At 59.7% G+C, this 18,518-nt stretch carries 16 protein-coding genes; 10 read left to right on the top strand and 6 right to left on the bottom strand.

The window, feature by feature from the left end:
- The first annotated feature begins 15 nt into the window (after positions 1-15).
- The 3 genes from ftsA to lpxC all read left to right on the top strand — a co-directional run bounded on the left by ftsA (position 16) and on the right by lpxC (position 3,519).
- Positions 16-1,263 (top strand): cell division protein FtsA, encoded by a 1,248-nt coding sequence (gene ftsA / locus AC0J6G_RS13050; RefSeq protein ID WP_475248357.1) that lies wholly within the window; start codon positions 16-18, stop codon positions 1,261-1,263.
- A gap of 44 nt (positions 1,264-1,307) precedes the next feature.
- Positions 1,308-2,495, top strand: a complete 1,188-nt coding sequence (gene ftsZ / locus AC0J6G_RS13045) for a cell division protein FtsZ (protein ID WP_475248355.1) — start codon at positions 1,308-1,310, stop codon at positions 2,493-2,495.
- A gap of 112 nt (positions 2,496-2,607) precedes the next feature.
- Positions 2,608-3,519, top strand: a complete 912-nt coding sequence (gene lpxC, locus AC0J6G_RS13040) for a UDP-3-O-acyl-N-acetylglucosamine deacetylase (RefSeq protein WP_424484008.1) — start codon at positions 2,608-2,610, stop codon at positions 3,517-3,519.
- 137 nt (positions 3,520-3,656) lie between these two features.
- Here the strand turns inward: lpxC and AC0J6G_RS13035 are convergent, their stop codons facing one another.
- Complete coding sequence (locus AC0J6G_RS13035; protein WP_475253734.1) at positions 3,657-4,121, bottom strand: DUF721 domain-containing protein; 465 nt, start codon at positions 4,119-4,121, stop codon at positions 3,657-3,659.
- A gap of 81 nt (positions 4,122-4,202) precedes the next feature.
- On the opposite strand from AC0J6G_RS13035, the gene AC0J6G_RS13030 reads away from it, so the two are divergent.
- The 5 genes from AC0J6G_RS13030 (at position 4,203) to AC0J6G_RS13010 (ending at position 11,457) form a co-directional block, all read left to right on the top strand.
- The gene (locus AC0J6G_RS13030) at positions 4,203-5,129 is read left to right on the top strand and encodes a M23 family metallopeptidase (RefSeq protein WP_475248353.1); all 927 of its coding nucleotides are present in this window, start codon (positions 4,203-4,205) and stop codon (positions 5,127-5,129) included.
- Positions 5,130-5,246: 117 nt separating this feature from the next.
- Positions 5,247-7,979, top strand: coding sequence for a preprotein translocase subunit SecA (gene secA / locus AC0J6G_RS13025; protein ID WP_475248352.1), 2,733 nt, complete (start codon positions 5,247-5,249; stop codon positions 7,977-7,979).
- A gap of 134 nt (positions 7,980-8,113) precedes the next feature.
- Positions 8,114-9,331: a bifunctional glutamate N-acetyltransferase/amino-acid acetyltransferase ArgJ gene (gene argJ, locus AC0J6G_RS13020; protein WP_475248350.1), complete on the top strand. Its 1,218-nt coding sequence runs from the start codon at positions 8,114-8,116 to the stop codon at positions 9,329-9,331.
- Between the two features lie 256 nt (positions 9,332-9,587).
- The gene (locus tag AC0J6G_RS13015) at positions 9,588-10,529 is read left to right on the top strand and encodes a Nudix family hydrolase (RefSeq protein WP_475248348.1); all 942 of its coding nucleotides are present in this window, start codon (positions 9,588-9,590) and stop codon (positions 10,527-10,529) included.
- 34 nt (positions 10,530-10,563) lie between these two features.
- Positions 10,564-11,457 carry a pseudouridine synthase gene (locus tag AC0J6G_RS13010; protein WP_475248346.1) on the top strand — a complete coding sequence of 298 codons (894 nt, stop codon included), beginning with the start codon at positions 10,564-10,566 and terminating at the stop codon, positions 11,455-11,457.
- A 130-nt stretch (positions 11,458-11,587) separates the two neighbouring features.
- Here the strand turns inward: AC0J6G_RS13010 and AC0J6G_RS13005 are convergent, their stop codons facing one another.
- From AC0J6G_RS13005 to AC0J6G_RS12990, 4 genes are all read right to left on the bottom strand, one after another.
- Complete coding sequence (locus AC0J6G_RS13005) at positions 11,588-12,169, bottom strand: cob(I)yrinic acid a,c-diamide adenosyltransferase (RefSeq protein ID WP_475248344.1); 582 nt, start codon at positions 12,167-12,169, stop codon at positions 11,588-11,590.
- Positions 12,170-12,171: 2 nt separating this feature from the next.
- Positions 12,172-14,190 (bottom strand): sensor histidine kinase, encoded by a 2,019-nt coding sequence (locus AC0J6G_RS13000; RefSeq protein WP_475248342.1) that lies wholly within the window; start codon positions 14,188-14,190, stop codon positions 12,172-12,174.
- Between the two features lie 101 nt (positions 14,191-14,291).
- Positions 14,292-15,200 carry a putative 2-dehydropantoate 2-reductase gene (locus tag AC0J6G_RS12995; protein WP_475248340.1) on the bottom strand — a complete coding sequence of 303 codons (909 nt, stop codon included), beginning with the start codon at positions 15,198-15,200 and terminating at the stop codon, positions 14,292-14,294.
- 12 nt (positions 15,201-15,212) lie between these two features.
- Positions 15,213-16,178 carry a GGDEF domain-containing response regulator gene (locus AC0J6G_RS12990; protein WP_475248338.1) on the bottom strand — a complete coding sequence of 322 codons (966 nt, stop codon included), beginning with the start codon at positions 16,176-16,178 and terminating at the stop codon, positions 15,213-15,215.
- Positions 16,179-16,329: 151 nt separating this feature from the next.
- Here AC0J6G_RS12990 and AC0J6G_RS12985 point away from each other — a divergent pair, with 151 nt between their 5' ends.
- Both AC0J6G_RS12985 and AC0J6G_RS12980 read left to right on the top strand, forming a co-directional pair.
- Positions 16,330-16,809, top strand: coding sequence for a YajQ family cyclic di-GMP-binding protein (locus tag AC0J6G_RS12985; protein WP_274087487.1), 480 nt, complete (start codon positions 16,330-16,332; stop codon positions 16,807-16,809).
- A 112-nt stretch (positions 16,810-16,921) separates the two neighbouring features.
- Complete coding sequence (locus AC0J6G_RS12980) at positions 16,922-17,755, top strand: mechanosensitive ion channel family protein (RefSeq protein ID WP_475248336.1); 834 nt, start codon at positions 16,922-16,924, stop codon at positions 17,753-17,755.
- Positions 17,756-17,767: 12 nt separating this feature from the next.
- On the opposite strand, the gene AC0J6G_RS12975 is transcribed toward AC0J6G_RS12980, so the two are convergent.
- The gene (locus tag AC0J6G_RS12975) at positions 17,768-18,493 is read right to left on the bottom strand and encodes a lipopolysaccharide kinase InaA family protein (protein ID WP_475248334.1); all 726 of its coding nucleotides are present in this window, start codon (positions 18,491-18,493) and stop codon (positions 17,768-17,770) included.
- Positions 18,494-18,518: the final 25 nt, after the last annotated feature.

The raw sequence follows: 18,518 nt of genomic DNA, 5'->3' as shown, positions 1-18,518 counted from the left end.
GAGAAGGCAAGAGTCATGGCAAACGTGCAGAGCGGCAAGATGATCGTCGGTCTCGATATCGGTACCTCCAAAGTGGTGGCGTTGGTCGGTGAAGTGAATGCGGACGGCCAGCTGGAAGTGGTTGGTATCGGTACCCATCCTTCGCGTGGCCTGAAAAAGGGCGTGGTGGTGAATATTGAATCGACCGTGCAGTCGATCCAGCGCGCCGTTGAAGAAGCGCAGTTGATGGCCGGTTGCCGTATCCACTCAGCCTTTGTTGGTGTTGCGGGCAATCATATCCGTAGCCTCAATAGCCACGGCATCGTCGCCATTCGTGATCGTGAAGTCAGCCCTGCTGACTTGGAGCGCGTACTCGACGCCGCCCAGGCCGTGGCCATTCCGGCCGACCAGCGCGTGCTGCACACCCTGCCGCAGGATTACGTGATCGACAACCAGGAAGGCGTGCGTGAGCCGCTGGGCATGTCCGGCGTACGCCTGGAAGCCAAGGTGCACGTGGTCACTTGCGCCGTAAATGCTGCGCAAAATATCGAGAAGTGTGTGCGTCGCTGCGGCCTGGAAGTCGATGACATTATTCTCGAGCAGTTGGCCTCGGCGTATGCCGTGCTGACGGATGACGAGAAAGAGCTGGGCGTATGCCTGGTCGATATCGGTGGTGGCACCACTGACATCTGCATCTTCACCGAAGGTGCGATTCGCCACACCGCGGTGATTCCAATTGCTGGCGATCAGGTCACCAACGACATCGCCATGGCCCTGCGTACGCCTACGCAGTATGCCGAGGAGATCAAGATTCGTTATGCTTGTGCGTTGGCCAAATTGGCCGGTGCTGGCGAAACCATCAAGGTGCCGAGCGTCGGTGATCGTCCGCCGCGTGATTTGTCGCGACAGTCCCTGGCTGAAGTGGTCGAGCCGCGTTATGACGAGCTGTTCACCCTGATTCAGGCTGAGCTGCGGCGCAGCGGTTATGAGGACTTGATCCCGGCAGGGATCGTCCTGACTGGCGGTACAGCGAAGATGGAAGGCGCTGTCGAGCTGGCTGAGGAAATCTTTCACATGCCGGTGCGTCTGGGCATGCCCCATGGTGTCAAAGGATTGGCCGACGTCGTGCGCAACCCCATTTATTCCACAGGCGTAGGCCTGCTGCTGTACGGGCTGCAAAAACAGGCCGACGGCATCTCCATGTCCGCGCTTGGCAGCTACAACGATGAACCCAAACAACCTGTTCTGGAACGGCTGAAACGCTGGGTCCAGGGCAATTTCTGATTTTGCAGTAGGCGTTACAACTAGAAAGATAAAGGAGAGGGAAAATGTTTGAACTCGTAGACAATGCTCCGCAAAGCGCAGTTATCAAGGTGATTGGTGTGGGCGGCGGCGGCGGTAACGCTGTTAACCATATGGTCCGAAGCAACATTGAAGGCGTCGAGTTCATCTGCGCCAACACCGATGCGCAGGCACTGGGTAAGGTGGGTGCGCGCACCGTCCTGCAACTGGGCACCGCGATTACCAAAGGCCTGGGCGCTGGCACCAATCCTGAAGTCGGTCGTCAAGCGGCTATGGAAGATCGCGAGCGCATCACCGATGTGCTGCAGGGCGCGGATATGGTGTTTATCACCACCGGCATGGGCGGCGGTACCGGTACTGGCGCAGCGCCGATCATTGCCCAGATCGCCAAGGAAATGGGCATTCTCACCGTTGCGGTGGTGACGCGTCCGTTCCCGTTCGAAGGCAAGAAGCGCATGCTGGTTGCCGATGAAGGCATCCGTGCGTTGTCTGAGTGCGTGGATTCGCTGATCACTATCCCCAACGAAAAACTGCTGACCATCCTCGGTAAAGACGCCAGCCTGCTGTCGGCTTTCGCCAAGGCCGACGACGTGCTGGCCGGTGCCGTGCGCGGTATCTCCGACATCATGCTGCGTGAAGGCTTGATGAACGTCGACTTTGCCGACGTACGTACGGTGATGAGCGAAATGGGTATGGCGATGATGGGCACTGGCTGCGCCAGCGGTCCTAACCGCGCCCGTGAAGCAACCGAGGCAGCGATTCGCAACCCATTGCTGGAAGACGTCAACCTGCAGGGCGCACGCGGCATTCTGGTCAACATCACCGCAGGCTTGGACTTGTCGCTTGGCGAGTACGCTGCCGTGGGCGAGATCATTGAGGCGTTCGCCTCCGAGCACGCCACCGTCAAGGTTGGCGCGGTCATCGATCCGGACATGCGCGACGAGCTGCACGTTACTGTGGTCGCGACCGGCCTGGGTGCGAAAATCGAGAAGCCGGTCAAGGTTATCGACAACACCCTGCAGGTTTCTGCCAACACGGGCAGCAACACTTCAGCCCCCGCGCGTGCCGAGCAGAGCGTTAATTACAAGGACTACGAGCGTCCTACCGTGCAGCGTCAAAGCCACGGCGGTGCTGCGACGGCGGCCAAGTTGAACCCGCAGGACGACCTGGATTATTTGGACATCCCAGCCTTCCTGCGTCGTCAGGCCGATTAATGAAATGTATCAGGAGTATTGGGGTGATTGGTGTTCAGCAAAGGTCGGTTCTGCTATTATCGCCGGCCATTGTTGAAAACAATTCGCAACTAGTGCTATAGCGGCCCAAGCCATGATCAGACAACGCACCCTGAAGAACATTATCCGCGCCACTGGCGTCGGCCTGCATTCCGGGGAGAAGGTATACCTGACCCTGAAGCCGGCACCCGTGGACACCGGTATCGTGTTCCGTCGTACCGACCTAGACCCTGTCGTGGAAATCCCTGCGCGTGCAGGTAACGTTGGTGAAACCACCATGTCGACCACGTTGGTCAATGGTGATGTCAAGGTGGATACGGTAGAGCACCTGCTTTCGGCCATGGCTGGCCTGGGCATCGATAACGCCTACGTCGAGCTCTCCGCGTCCGAAGTCCCGATCATGGATGGCAGTGCGGGTCCCTTTGTATTCCTGATTCAATCGGCTGGTTTGCAAGAGCAGGAAGCCCACAAGAAGTTCATTCGTATCCTTCGAGAAGTGACCGTTGAAGAGGGCGACAAGCGCGCCACCTTCGTGCCTTTCGAAGGCTTCAAAGTGACCTTCGAGATCGATTTCGATCACCCGGTTTTCCGCAATCGCACCCAGTCGGCCAGCGTTGACTTCTCCAGCACCTCGTTTGTGAAAGAAGTCAGCCGCGCCCGTACATTTGGCTTTATGCGTGACATCGAGTTCCTGCGTTCACAGAACCTAGCACTCGGCGGCAGCGTTGATAACGCCATTGTGGTAGACGAGTTCCGCGTGTTGAACGAAGACGGCCTGCGCTATGAGGACGAATTTGTTAAGCACAAGATTCTCGATGCGATCGGCGATCTTTACCTGCTGGGCAACAGCCTGATTGGTGAGTTCAAAGGTTTCAAATCAGGGCATGCGTTGAACAACCGCCTGCTGCGCACCCTGATTGAACAAACCGATGCATGGGAAGTTGTCACTTTTGATGACCCCAATACTGCGCCGATCTCTTACATGCGTCCGGTTGCGGCGGTGTAACGCAATACCCTCCTTTTATGTTTTTAGAGGCCACCGTCAGGTGGCCTTTTTTTATCCATCTGTAGCGCCTGTCGGTTGCTGCTTAGCTCGCCGCGCTGTGCGGTGGACAACCGTTAATGATCATTTTTACCGGCGGGCTAGTCCGTCTTTTTATCCGCTTGGCCATGTTTGGCTAAGCGCTCGAGGGCGGCGCGGAGCTTGGGGTCGTTGATGCCATCGGCGGTGGCCTGGATATTTTCTGCCGCGCTATTGGACAGGCAGATTGTGCGACCTGTCTCACGCCTTTCGGCAGTCGGAGGTTGCACCTTGAACAGGATCTTCGTTAAGGTCGCGAACTCTTCGAGAGCCTGCAGCTGTTTCAACAAGCGTTTTTGTTGATAGCGCAGGCGCGTGGCCCAGTGGCCATCGGTGATGATCAGCAGCAAACAACCCTCGCGCCATGACGCTACATGGCAGTGTTCGCGCGCAGCAGGTTGCAGTTGGCTTTCGAGTAGGTGCTGCAGGCGATCAATGCGTTGCGCTTGATTGAACAGCGCCTTCAAGGGTTTCGCTTCGCGCAACAGCGCGGCGGGAGCCCGAGCCGGCAAAGGACGAAAAGTCATGGCAGGACGCCTGAAAAAGTGAGGTCGCCATGGTAGCAGAATCGCTGCTGCCGACTGACGCTTCACCACTAGGGGAATGCCGTGCACATTATTCTACTCAGTCGGCACCACGGTGCCGCACGTTCGCTCACGTTGGATCTGCGCTGGTTATTACTGGCATCGCTGCTGGCGCTCGCCACAGCGCTGGCCAGCGGTGTTGCTGTTGGGGCTTGGTGGGCGCCGGCAACGGCCGACGTGCATGACGATGCGCAGCTCAACCAGGCGATGGACCAGCAGCGCGCCGAAGTTGGTGAGGTGCGTAAAGATGCACAGCGCCAGCTGGATGCCTTCGCTGTGCACGTGGCCGAGCTGCAAGCACGCCTGACCCGTTTGGATGCGTTGGGCGAGCGCCTGACCGAGCTGGCGGATCTGGATGCCAGCGAATTCGATTTCTCCCTTAACGTAGGCCAGGGCGGTGCGGAAGATGCCCTGGGCGACGCCGCGTATGCGCCGCCGCCGTTTATGGATGAGCTTGACCGCCTGAGCCTGCGCCTGGACAGCCGCGAACAGCTATTAGAGGTGCTTGAGCAGCTAATCGGCGAGCGTCAGCTGAATGAAGCCGAGTATTTGTCGGGCATGCCGGTGCGTCATGGCTATATGTCTTCGCCTTTCGGTCGCCGCGTGCACCCGCTGACCGGGCGCAATACCCAGCATAAAGGTGTCGACTTTGCCGCCAAACCGGGCAGTGATGTAGTGGCGGTTGCGGCCGGGGTAGTGAGCTTCTCCGGGGTCAAGTCGGGTTATGGCTACACCGTGGAAATCAGCCATGCAGACGGTTACACCACCCTCTATGCGCACAACCAGAGCAATCAAGTGCAGATCGGTGACCTGGTGCAGCGCGGCCAGACGATTGCCAAGGTTGGTCGCAGCGGCCGCGCCAGTGGCTACCATGTGCACTTCGAAGTCACCAAGAATGGCCGGGTGGTCAATCCAGCCAGCTACATAGCCCGGGTTAACGACGTCGAATAACGCCGCTTTCCTCGTTTGCGTTTCCGGGTAGAATGCCCCCTTCGCACGCAGCCATAAAGGCTGCATGGGTCGCTGTTCAGCCGCCCTCAATCCATACGCCTGGAAGATCCTGTCGATATGTTTGCGCCTTTGTTGAAGAAACTCTTTGGAAGCAAGAACGAGCGTGAAGTCAAACGCATGCTCAAGGCGGTACAAGCCGTCAATGCCTTCGAGGAGCAGATGCTTGCCCTTTCCGATGAGCAACTGCGAGCCAAGACGGAGGCGTTCAAAGCCCGTCTGGCCAAAGGCGAAACCCTTGACCAGCTGCTCGCTGAAGCCTTTGCGGTAACCCGTGAAGCCGGCAAGCGTGTCATGGGGATGCGTCACTTCGACGTGCAGTTGATTGGTGGCATGACCCTGCACGAAGGCAAAATCGCCGAGATGCGTACCGGTGAGGGTAAAACCCTGGTGGCGACCCTGGCGGTGTACCTCAATGCGCTGTCCGGCAAGGGCGTGCACGTGGTGACGGTCAACGATTACCTGGCCCGCCGCGATGCCAACTGGATGCGGCCGCTGTATGAATTCCTCGGTATGAGCGTGGGTATCGTGACCCCCTTTATGCCGCCGGAAGAGAAGCGCGAAGCCTACGCCGCCGATATCACATACGGCACCAACAACGAATTCGGTTTCGATTACCTGCGCGACAACATGGCCTTCAGCCTGGAAGACAAATTCCAGCGTGAGCTGAATTTTGCCGTAATCGACGAAGTCGACTCCATTCTGATCGACGAAGCGCGTACCCCGCTGATCATTTCCGGCCAGGCCGAAGACAGCTCGCGCCTCTACACCGAAATCAACAAGCTGATCCCGCGCCTCAAGCTGCACGTTGAGGAAGAAGAGGGTGTGGTCACGCAGGAAGGCCACTACAAGGTCGACGAGAAGTCCCGCCAGGTTGAGCTGAACGAAGCCGGCCACCAGTATGTTGAGGAAATGCTCACCGAAGTTGGCCTGCTGGCCGAAGGCGAGAGCCTGTATTCGGCGCACAACCTGGGCCTGCTGACCCACGTTTACTCGGGCCTGCGGGCGCACAAGCTATTCAACCGTAACGTTGAATACATTGTGCAGAACAACCAGGTGCTGCTGATCGATGAACACACCGGCCGTACCATGCCAGGCCGTCGTTTGTCAGAGGGCCTGCACCAGGCGATCGAGGCCAAAGAAGGCCTGCCGATCCAGGCCGAAAGCCAGACCCTGGCTTCGACTACCTTCCAGAACTACTTCCGTCTTTACAACAAGTTGTCCGGCATGACCGGTACAGCTGATACCGAGGCGTTCGAGTTCCACCAGATCTATGGTTTGGCGGTGATCGTGATCCCGACCAACCGTGCCCTGGCGCGTAAGGACTTCAACGACCTGGTCTACCTGACGGCGGAAGAGAAGTACGCGGCCATCGTCACCGACATCAAGGAAAGCATGGCACTCGGCCGTCCGGTGCTGGTCGGTACGGCCACTATCGAAACGTCCGAGCGCATGTCCGCATTGCTGAATCAGGAAGGTATTGAGCACAAGGTGCTCAACGCCAAATTCCATGAAAAGGAAGCGGAAATCATTGCCCAGGCCGGTCGTCCGGGTGCGCTGACTATTGCCACCAACATGGCCGGTCGCGGTACTGACATTCTGTTGGGCGGCAACTGGGAAGTTGAAGTCGCCAACCTGGAAAATGCCACACCCGAGCAGATCGCCCAGATCAAAGCCGACTGGCAGAAGCGCCACCAGCAAGTGATTGAAGCCGGTGGTTTGCATGTGATCGCGTCTGAGCGCCATGAGTCGCGTCGTATCGATAACCAGCTGCGTGGCCGTGCCGGCCGCCAGGGTGACCCAGGCTCCAGCCGCTTCTACCTGTCGCTGGAAGACAACCTGATGCGTATCTTCGCCTCGGACCGGGTGAAGAACTTTATGAAGGCCTTGGGCATGCAGCCTGGCGAAGCCATTGAGCATCGTATGGTCAGTAACGCCATCGAGAAGGCGCAGCGTAAGGTTGAAGGGCGTAACTTCGACATGCGTAAGCAGCTGTTGGAATACGATGACGTGGCCAACGAGCAGCGCAAAGTGATCTACCACATGCGCAACACGCTGCTGGCCGCCGACAACATCGGTGAAACCATCGCTGACTTCCGCCGCGAAGTGCTCGACAGCCTGATCAACGAACATATCGCGCCGCAATCGTTGCCTGAACAGTGGGACATCGCCGGCCTGGAAGAAGCGCTCTACACCAGCTTCAACCTGCGCCTACCGATCCAGCAGTGGCTCGACGATGACCATAAGCTGTACGAGGAAACCCTGCGTGCACGCATCCTCGAAGAGCTGATCACGGCCTATAACGAGAAAGAAATCGAAGCCAGCGCCGAGGCGTTGCGCACCTTCGAGAAGCAGATTCTGCTGCGTGTACTCGATGACCTGTGGAAAGACCATCTGTCGACCATGGATCACCTGCGTCACGGCATTCATCTGCGCGGTTATGCGCAGAAGAACCCCAAGCAGGAATACAAGCGCGAGTCCTTCACCCTGTTCCAGGAATTGCTGGACTCGATCAAGCGCGACACCATCCGCGTGCTGTCGCATGTACAGGTGCGCCGTGAAGATCCGGTTGAGGAAGAAGCGCGCCTGCGTCGTGAGGCTGAAGCCATGGCCGAGCGTATGCAGTTCCAGCACGCCGAAGCCTCGGCACTGGTGCCGCCAACGACTGAAGAAGAGGGCGACCTCGCCGTAGCCGTGGCGCCGGTGCGCACCGAACCGAAGATCGGCCGCAACGAGCCGTGCCCGTGTGGTTCCGGCAAGAAGTACAAGCACTGCCACGGTCAGGTTAATTAATCCGGCTGTGTAGAGCGGGGTGAGCCGACAGTGACGTTGGCGGAGCTCGGCCCGCTTGAATAACGCCGCGAACGGTCTGACCGCTCGCGGCGTTTTACCATCGCAATCAGTCCTACCCTCAAGGAGCGTTCCCTATGGCTGTTGGTCTTGGCCCGTTGTCTACCTTGCACCCTGTTCCAGGTTTTGAATTGGGCATCGCTTCTGCGGGCATCAAGCGCCCTGGGCGCAAGGATGTGGTGGTGATGCGCTGTGCCGAGGGCTCCAGCGTAGCGGGCGTATTCACCCTTAATGCCTTCTGCGCAGCGCCGGTCATCCTGGCCAAGAAGCGTGTGTTGGGGCAGGTGCGTTACCTGCTGACCAACACCGGCAATGCCAACGCCGGTACTGGCGAGCCGGGCCTACAAAATGCCACGCGTACCTGCGCGGCCCTGGCTCAGTTAGCCGGTGTCGATGAGGCGGCCGTACTACCGTTCTCCACCGGGGTGATTGGCGAGCCGCTGCCCGTCGAGAAGATTGAAGGGGCGTTGCAGGCCGCTCTCGACGATTTGTCCGAGAACCACTGGGCTGAAGCCGCTACCGGCATCATGACCACCGACACCCTGCCTAAGGGCGCCAGCCGCCAGTTTGTTCACGATGGCGTCACCGTCACCGTCACCGGCATCAGCAAGGGCGCCGGCATGATCAAGCCGAACATGGCGACCATGCTGGGTTATATCGCCACCGACGCCAAGGTCGCTCAGGCCGTGCTGCAGGATCTGTTGCGCGACGCGGCGAACAAGTCGTTCAACCGCATCACCATCGATGGCGACACCTCGACCAACGACTGCTGCATGTTGATCGCCACCGGCCAGGCTGCCTTGCCGGAAGTGACCCAGGCCAGCGGTGATCTGTTCGCCAAGCTCAAGGAAGCGGTGTTCAGCGTTTGCATGGACGTAGCGCAAGCCATCGTGCGCGACGGTGAAGGCGCAACCAAGTTCGTCACCGTGCAGGTGAATGGCGGCGCAACCCACCAAGAATGCCTGGATGTCGGCTACGCCGTCGCCCACTCGCCGTTGATCAAAACTGCGCTGTTTGCCTCCGACCCGAACTGGGGGCGCATTCTCGCCGCCGTTGGCCGTGCCGGCGTGGCGCAACTGGATGTCAGCCTGATCGACGTGTTCCTTGGTGACGTGTGTATCGCCAGCCGCGGCTGCCGTGCGGCCAGTTACACCGAAGCGCAGGGCTCAGCGGTGATGGCCAAGGAAGAAATCACCATCCGCATCGAACTGGGCCGTGGCGGCTGCAGCGAGACCATCTGGACCACCGATCTGTCGCACGAGTACGTGAAGATCAACGCCGAGTACCGCACCTGATCCGTCACGACTAAGCTGTTTGGCGGTCTGCATTCCCGTTGTTCATGTGCCTATGAGCAGCGGGAATTTGCTATTAAGGGCGTCGCTTTTAGAGGCATACGATCTTCTCGCAGCCAGCGCACTCTATTTCCCGCGCATCTAATGATTGGCGAAAAACCTATTGGTCCCGATTGCTGCACGCAGTGTGTGTCGAGACCCTTTACCGGTGGCCGGCGTTTCAGCGCTGGTACCAGGCTGCCCAGGAGGAACATCAGGCGTGAAACGTGTTCATGTAGCTGCTGCGGTTATTCGCGGTGTGGATGGGCAGATTCTGCTCGCCAAACGTCCCGAGGATAAACACCAGGGTGGCCTTTGGGAGTTTCCCGGTGGCAAGGTCGAGGCCAACGAGACGGTGCAGGCGGCCCTGACCCGTGAGCTGGAAGAGGAACTGGGCATTCGCCCCAGCGCCGCGCGGCCGCTGATTCAGGTGCGTCACGATTACCCGGATAAGCAGGTGCTGCTGGATGTCTGGGAAGTCTCGGCGTTTACCGGCGAGCCCCATGGTGCCGAAGGTCAGCCGCTGGCCTGGGTCAGCCCTCGGCAGTTGGGTGACTATGAGTTTCCCGCCGCTAATCGGCCAATTGTTGCGGCAGCGCGCTTACCAGAACGGTATCTGATTACTCCCGAGGGGCTCAGTGGGCCTGAGCTGCTGCGCGGTATCCAGGCGGCTCTGAAGAGTGGCATCCGCCTGCTGCAACTGCGCGCCCCAGCGATGTTCGATGCGCAGTACCGTGACATTGCCGTGGATGCCCTCGGCCTGTGTGCCGGTAAGGCGCAGTTGATGCTTAAAGGCCCGCTGGAATGGCTAGGAGATTTCCCCGCCGCAGGCTGGCACCTGACGGCGCAACAGTTGCGCGAATTGAGCGCTGGTGGCCGACCGTTCCCCCGTGAGCGCTGGTTAGCCGCCTCTTGTCACTCAGCAGAAGAGCTCGCGCTTGCAGCGCAGATGGGGGTGGATTTCATCACCCTATCACCCGTGCAGCCGACGCAAACCCATCCCGATGCGCAGCCGCTGGGCTGGGCACAGGTTGCCGAGCTGCTGCAGGGCTTCAATCAGCCGGCCTACCTGCAGGGTGGGGTGACGCCGAGCGATGTTGAGCGCGCCTGGCAGGTGGGCGCGCAGGGCGTGGCGGGTATTCGCGCGTTCTGGCCCGAGTGAATCTATTTATGTGCCTGTTAGATCGAGTGCGCTGATGCTTGTTGAAGCCCGTTCCCCCTCGAATATGCGCCCAAGCACCCTGCATCTGCCGCGTGGTAACTGGACGACTGTGTTCGAATGCCTGTGCGCGCATTTTCCGGCGATTGCACCAACGGTGTGGCAGGAGCGCATTACTCGTGGCCGCGTGCTGGATGCCCAGGGTCAGCCACTGGCGATGGCTACGGCTTATCGCGAAGGGCTCAAGGTGCATTACTTTCGCGAGGTGCCGGCGGAAACGCTGATCCCTTTTGAAGAGCGCATTCTGTATGTCGACGAGCACGTGCTGGTGGCTGACAAACCGCACTTTCTGCCGGTGATGCCCGCGGGTGAATACGTCGAGCAGACCTTACAGGCGCGCTTAGCAAAGCGTTTGAACAACGCCGACCTGGTGCCGCTGCACCGGATAGATCGGCACACTGCCGGCCTGGTGCTGTTTTCCACCAACCGCCAGAGCCGTGGCCAGTACCAGGCGCTGTTTCGCTTGCGGCAGATGGACAAGTGCTATGAGGCCTTGGCACTGGGCTTGCCGCAGCTTGATTTTCCACAGCTGCGGGCGACGCGGCTGGAGGGCGCGGAGCCATTCTTCCGCATGCAGGAAGTGGCTGGTGTGGCCAATACCGAAACGCGCATCGAGGTCGCTCAGCGCCACGGCGAGCACTGGCTGTATCGGTTGTATCCGGTAACAGGCAAGAAGCATCAGCTGCGCGTGCACCTGGCCGCGCTGGGCGCGCCGATCCTCAATGACCCGTTCTACCCCGAGGTCAGCGATGCACCGGATGCCCCTGATGACTACAGCAAACCGTTAAAACTGCTGGCCAAGGGGCTGAGCTTTATCGACCCCTTGAGCGGCGAGCGCCGTAGTTTTGCAAGCCAGCTCAGTCTGCTCTGAGACCCTAGGGTGGATGGCGCTTTATCCATCCACCAACCTGTGAGGGTGGATGAAAAAAACCCATCCACCCCACCTAGCTGCGCAGGCACCACTGCTCCCGGATTGCGCTAAGGCCTATTCGGGCTAGGGTTTAGGCCTGTGTTTTCGGTGCCGCGCGCCAGAGCACTTCGGCAATTCCCTGACGCTTAGCGATCAGCCGCGCCGCAACGAACAGCAGGTCTGACAGGCGGTTGACGTAGGCCAGGCCGACCCCGCGAATCGGCTCCACGGCGTTCAGGTGCTGGCAGCGGCGCTCGGCGCTGCGGGCCAGGCTGCGGCAGACATGGGCCTGGGCAATCAGGCGCGAGCCGCCAGGCAGAATGAAATTCTCCAGCGGGCCGACTTCTTCATTCCAGCGGTCGATAGCAGCTTCCAGGCGCTCGATTTCCGGAGCCTGCAGGGCCTGGTAATCGGGCATCGCCAGTTCGCCGCCAAGATCGAACAGGCGGTGTTGGCAGGGCGTGAGCACCTCGATGATCTCGGCGAGGCCCGGCGATGCCACAACCTGTTCGGCGAGGTCGGCCAGCAGCAGGCCGATGTGACTGTTCAGCGTGTCCACTTCGCCCATGGCATCCACGCGCGGGTGGTCCTTGGTGACGCGACGGCCATCGGCCAGGCCGGTTTCGCCGCTGTCGCCGGTACGGGTGTAGATTTTCGAGAGTCGGTAAGCCATGTTCAGAAACCTGTATCAGGAGTGGTGGTGGCCAGTGGCAGGCGCAGAGTGAAGCAGGTGCCCTGACCCGCTTTGGATTGCACTTCCATTTGCCCTTTATGGTTGTTGGTGATGATGAAGTAGGACACCGACAGGCCCAGCCCGGTGCCTTGGCCGACTTCTTTGGTGGTGAAGAACGGCTCGAAGATGCGCTTGCGCACGGCCTCAGACATGCCGACGCCATTGTCTTCCACCTGAATTTCCGCCCAAGGCGGCGCCAAGCGTACGCGCAGGGTGATCTGCCCTGGGATTGTGCTGTCGTCGCGCTGGTGGATGGCTTGGGCGGCGTTTTTCAGCAGGTTGAGCAGCACCTGTTCCAGTTCGTTGGCGGTGGCCGGCACGGCAGGCAGGTCGTTGGCGAACTCACGCTGGATGCTCAGGCTCTTGAAATCAAAACTGTCAGTCAGGTCGAAGTCGTTGCTGGCGATTTCCACTGCCTGATCGATCAGTGCAGGTAAATGACAGGGGGCGAGTTGGCGATCACTGCGGCGGCTGAAATTAAGCATGTTACTGACGATTTTTGCCGCGCGGCTACCGGCCTGTTGGATGCCGTCGAGTAGGCGCGGAATTTCGCGCGCCTGCAGGTAGCGGTCGATGGCTTCCAGGCAGATGCCAGCCTGCTCAGCCTGTTCACGGTTTTTCTCCAGCTCTGGCGACAGGCGCCGGCGAATGTTTTGCACGTTGTGCAGGATGGCGCCCAGCGGATTGTTGATCTCATGCGCCATGCCGGCGGCCAGGCTGCCGACCGAGAGCATTTTTTCCGATTGCACCATCATTTCTTCCAGGTTCAAGCGCTGGGTGATGTCATCAATGCGGATCACCACGCCGCGGCCGCCGCTACCGGTCAGCGGGTAGAAAGTCAGGGCGTAGTGGTGCGGTTGTTCATTGTTGCCCCAGGTCACACGCTCAATTTTTTCCACCTGGTGTTGCTCGACGGTGCGCTTGAGCTGCGGCAGAAACGGCTTGAGGGGCGGGAAGGCGAGGAAGACCGGCTGGTTCAGCGCTTCATCCAGGCGCGTGCCAGAAAGGCTGCTGGCCTCCTGGTTCCACTGGGTCACGTAGAGCTGTTCATCAAGGGCGATCAGCGCTGAAGGCATGGAGTCGATGATGCTGTTGAGGTAGTTCTGAAAGCCGGTGAGCTTCTTCTCGATCTTGCTGCGCACCTGCACTTCGAGCTCCAGTTTGCGGTTGGAGTGGCGGGTTTCTTCGGCCAGGTGCTGGGCGTGGTCGAACGCGTCCTGGGCATCATCGCGAGCGCGTTTGAGCTGTTGCTCGCGCGCCTCGATGCGCACCAGCATGGTGTTGAAGGCATCGGCCAGGCCGCCGATTTCGTCTGCATTGCCGCGCTGCGCGCGCAGGGCGTAGTTTTCCTCGCGGGTGACCTGGCGTGAGAGCTCTTCCAGGCGGCGAATGGGGCGCGTGATCAGGCGGCGTACTTGGCGCGACACAACCAGCCAGAGCAGCACACTCAGGGCCAAAATCACCACGCTGGCGGTCAGGGTGCCGGTGTAAAACGCCCCCGGTAATTCGCTGGAGGCCACCAGTAGCAAATGGCCAGGGTTGCCGGTGGCCTGCGGCAGCTCAACCAGCTGGTTAATCCGAAACTCATTGTGTCGCCAGGATTCGACAGCTTCGATTTGCTGCGGCAGCTGCAACTTGGTACCGCGCTGCAGCTGCGCCAGGCTCAGGCCGTCAGCGTCATAAATGACCGCCGCGCGCAGCGGTGCATAGTCATCCAAGCGTTTGAGCAGGGCCTCGGCGGCGGCGGGAGCGCTGAGCGCCTCTTTGCTTAATGTCGGGCTGGCGATCAAGCGCCCGAGGGTGTGCAAGGCCTGCGGGGCCACGCTTTCCTGGGAGATCCAGTAGGCCGCGCTGATAAACGCGAGGTTGGCCACCAGCAGCACGGTGGCGAGTAAAACCAGCAGGGCGACCAGCAGTTTGCGGCCGACCGGGAGATTTTCAATGCGCTGACGCAGGGGCATGGCGAAGAGGGTCGGTGATGAGTGTGCGAGCAGGTTAGGGGCTGTTGACGTTGCCGCGCAAGCCGCGTTATCGCGAAAAGTCTCGCCAGGCTAGGCGCTGCTCAGTGGCAGGGCAATCCGCGTGCGTTGAGGTAGGCCAGCAGTTGGTTGTGCAGCGCTTGTAGATGGGGCAGCGGCAGTTGCTGGCGTTGCGCAGCGTTGCAGGCATAACCCAGCAGGTAAGCGATTTCCGTGCGCCGGCTCTGGCTGACATCCTGGTGCATGGAGGAATAGTTGGCGGCGGTGGCCTGGATCACCCGTTGCACGTCGTTATGCAAGTCCTCGGCGGCTGCGTCATGGCCGCAGTGCTGCAGCAGCGCGGTCAGCTCGTGGCACAGGCGGGCGACTTGCGCCGGGTGTTCACGCAGCTCACCGTTGCGGCAGTCATGCAGCACGGTCAGTGGGTTGATGGCGCAGTTCAGCGCCAGCTTGCGCCATAGCCGGCTGAGTATGTCCAGGCTCCAGTCATGGGCAATCCCGGCGCGGTGTAAGTCGGCGAGCCAGGCCGGTGGCTGCATATTCAGCGGGTCACCGAGCCAGGTATGGCCATGGCCGGCAAACACCACCTGGAAATCCGCCTGACGAAACGCACCTTCGGTGCTGGAGGCAACAATGCAGCGTGCTTGCGGTGCGGCGCGGGCGACCTCGTCCTGGCTGCCCAGGCCATTTTGCAACAGGATAATTTCGGCGCTGTCGGCCAGGCGTGGTGCCAGTTGGGTGACCGCTGCCGCCGCGTCATAGGCTTTGCAGGCCAGCAGCAGGCGCTGGATGGGGTGCGGGTGATCAGGTGTTTGCGCCGCGATGGCGAAGCACTGCGCCCGGCCTTGTTCAATTAAGGTCAGGCCGCCTGCCTGCTCATAACTGCACAAGCGGGCGTGGTCGCGCAGGATTAACTGTACCGGTAGGCCGGCCCGCGCCAAGCGCGCCGCCCATAAGGTGCCAAGACTGCCTGCGCCGAGAATGTGCCACATGCTAAGCGTGAACTACTGCGGCAACGGCAAGCGTACGGCCGTTACCCGGCCGCTGCTGTAGGATTCGGGCAGCAGTTTTTCGGCGTGTTGGATAATCTGCTCGGGAGTGCGGGGCAGGCCTTTGGCATCGAGGCCAATCAGGCTGATGCCGGCTTTGAGGCTGACAAAGCCTTCGCTGGTTTTAAACGCCTTGAGGTTAATGCCCTCATGCAGGCGCTTGAAGCTGCTGGGCGAGCACTCGTGCAGGTCGCTGAGCAAGGTAATCAGGCCGAAATGGCTTTCATCCAGGCGCACCAGCACATCCAGTGGCCGCACCAGCTGCTGCAGGCGACGCGCCACGCCGCTGAGCAGCTCGTTGTAGAAGGCATCACCATGCTGCTGGTGCAGTGTGTGTACATCCTGCAGGCCAATCAGCAGGTAACACAGCGCGCCACCACGGGATTCAACCTGGCGCAGGCTGTCGAACATCTTCTGCTGCAGGTAACGGCTGTTGCCCAAACCGGTAAGCGGGTCGATTAGGTTGCGCTGTTCCAGGCTGGCGATGTTGTCGGTGAGCAGGCGGTTTTCCTGGAGCAAACGCTGCAGGGTGTTGCACAACCGATCGGCGGCGAAGACTCGCGGTACCAGCTGCTCATTCATCGCGGCTTTGCTGATGAAGTCATCAACGCCGCTGTCGAAGGCCTCAGCCAGGACGTTTTCACCTTCTTTACCGGTGAGCAGCATGACGTAGGTGTAGTGGTTGGCCATTTCATCGAACTGGCGTACCTGCACAGTCAGCTCTAGGCCGTTCATTTCTGGCATCAGCCAGTCGGCGAGCAAGACGCTGGCTGGGCGCTGTTCGAGCAGGCTGATGGCTTCGGCGGCGCTGCTGGCAAAACGGAGATCCTGATAACCCGCCTGGCTGAGGGCGCGCCCAATCATGGCGCTGGAGAACTTGGCGTCATCGACGACCAAAATGCTCAGGTGGGGGTTAGGCATGGGCAGGCTCGCTAGAGGGGAAATCACATGGGCCCGGTACTTCGCCGGGCAGTGTGTGTTGCTACCGCTATATAATGGCGGGGTTTTTCACCGTCAAGCTAGGCGTGTTCCGATCATGTTGCGGGGCGCGCCGTCTATCAGGAGTAAGCCCATGCCCTCGTTCGACGTGGTGTCCGAGTTGGACAAACATGAAGTGACCAACGCCATCGACAGTGCCATCAAAGAGCTGGATCGTCGTTATGACCTGCGCGGTAAAGGTAGCTTTGAGCTGAAAGAGCTGACTGTCAACCTGACAGCCGATGCGGATTTCCAGCTGGAGCAGATGGTTGAGATTCTCAAGCTCTGCTTGGTCAAACGCAAGATCGACGTGCAGTGCCTGGAGTTCAAGGACGCCTACCCATCGGGCAAAAGCGTCAAGCAGGAAGTGATCCTGCGCGAAGGGATCGAAAAGGATCTGGCGAAGAAAATTGTCGCGCACATCAAAGACAGCAAACTCAAAGTGCAGGCCGCCATTCAGGGCGAACAGGTGCGCATCACCGGCAAGAAGCGCGATGATCTGCAGGAAGCCATTGCGGCTTTGCGTGCCAAGGACTTCGGCATGCCCTTGCAGTTCAACAACTTCCGCGACTGATCCCGGCGTGGGGAACCTTGCCGCCGAACAGGCATCGCAACGGTGTGGGAGCAGTAAAACCGCCACGGCTTGCCGTGGCGTTTTATTTTCAAAGGTTTACAAGGATTAACAGATGGATATGAACGTTGAACAACTGGTGAAAATGTCCGAAGCCTGGCTGCCTGTGGTGCTTGAATACAGCGGCAAGCTGACCCTGGCCTTGATCACCATGCTGATCGGTTGGTGGCTAATCGGCAGGCTTATCTCCAGCGTGGGCCGCTTACTCAATATGCGTCAGGTTGACCGCGCGCTGAGCAGCTTTATCTGCAGCCTGGTTGGCATCGTCTTGAAGGTGCTGTTGCTGGTCAGCGTGGCCTCGATGATCGGCGTGGAAACCACCTCCTTTATTGCGGTGATCGGTGCCGCCGGTTTGGCGATTGGCCTGGCCTTGCAGGGCAGCCTGGCGAATTTCGCCGGCGGTGTATTGATCATGCTGTTTCGCCCGTTTCGCGCCGGTGACTGGATTGAGGCGCAGGGTGTTTCGGGTAGCGTCGACAGCATCCAGATTTTCCATACCACGCTGAAAACCGCGGACAACAAAGTAGTGATTGTGCCCAACGGCAGCCTGTCGAATGGCCACATCACTAACTATTCGCGTGAATCCACGCGCCGCGTCGACATCAACTTGGGTATCGACTACTCAAGTGACATCAAACAGGCGCGCGAGGTGTTGCTGGACATCGCCAAGGACCCACGGGTGCGCCAGGACCCGGCGCCGGTGGTGTTTGTGACGGGGTTGGGCGACAGCGCAATCAACCTGTCGCTGCGCATCTGGGTGGCAACGCCGGATTTCTGGCCGGTCACGTTCGCTTTCACCGAGCAAGCCAAGGAGCGCCTGAGTGAGGCCGGCATCGGCATTCCATTCCCGCAGCGGGTGGTGCATCTGGTGCAGCAGAGCCCAGCTTGACCGTTCGCCGGCTTAGCGACGAGTCGCGTTATAAAGCGCTTTGAAATTGCGGCCCATCGCCTGCTGGTAGTGGCCGATCAAGCTTTGCCACTCGGCCTGATCCCACTGCGAATGGCGCCGCAGTTGCAGCATGTCGTGCAATGCTGCCTGCTTGCGGGTCAGGCGGCGGCGCGATTTCTCCAGGTCGAGCAGTGCGATTTCGCACGATGCTCTTCTATCCGTGACCTGGACGCGCACAAAGATATGTTTTGCATACATGCAGCCATGTTGTTGGCGGGCCATGTGCAGGTTCGCCAGGCAGTGGGCTATTTTTTGGAGTAACTGTTGATGCAGTGCAGCGTCCAGTGTTTCGCGGCTGTTGCTTACATACCAGTCATCGAGCGGCTGAAACCCTTCTAGGGCTTTTGTTACCAGGATCGCCCGCCAGCCTTGGCTGCCTCGCTCTGCGGCGCAATAAACAATTTCTGGCACTGCTACGCCGGCCTGGATTGCCCTGAGCAGTGCATCACGCTCGCGTAATACCGTTGGGCGGCCTAGGGGATGTAGCAGGCTGCGGTAGGTGTGGCCAGTCTGCTTTTTAGCGTAAAGCAACTGGCCGTTATGAGTGATGCGTTGGACGCCGCTGTTACCACCGCGGCGGTCATTGGGTTCTTCGACCCACTCGCCCTGAATTTGCCACCAGCTGTCGAAGCTACCTGAGTTGAAGAAACTGCCGACGTTACTGAATGCTACGGTCATGGTCTGCCCTTTTGCGAATGCTTAA

The organism is Pseudomonas sp. TS_SC_3, from assembly GCF_056156225.1.
This window is presented reverse-complemented; position numbering and strand designations above follow the sequence as displayed.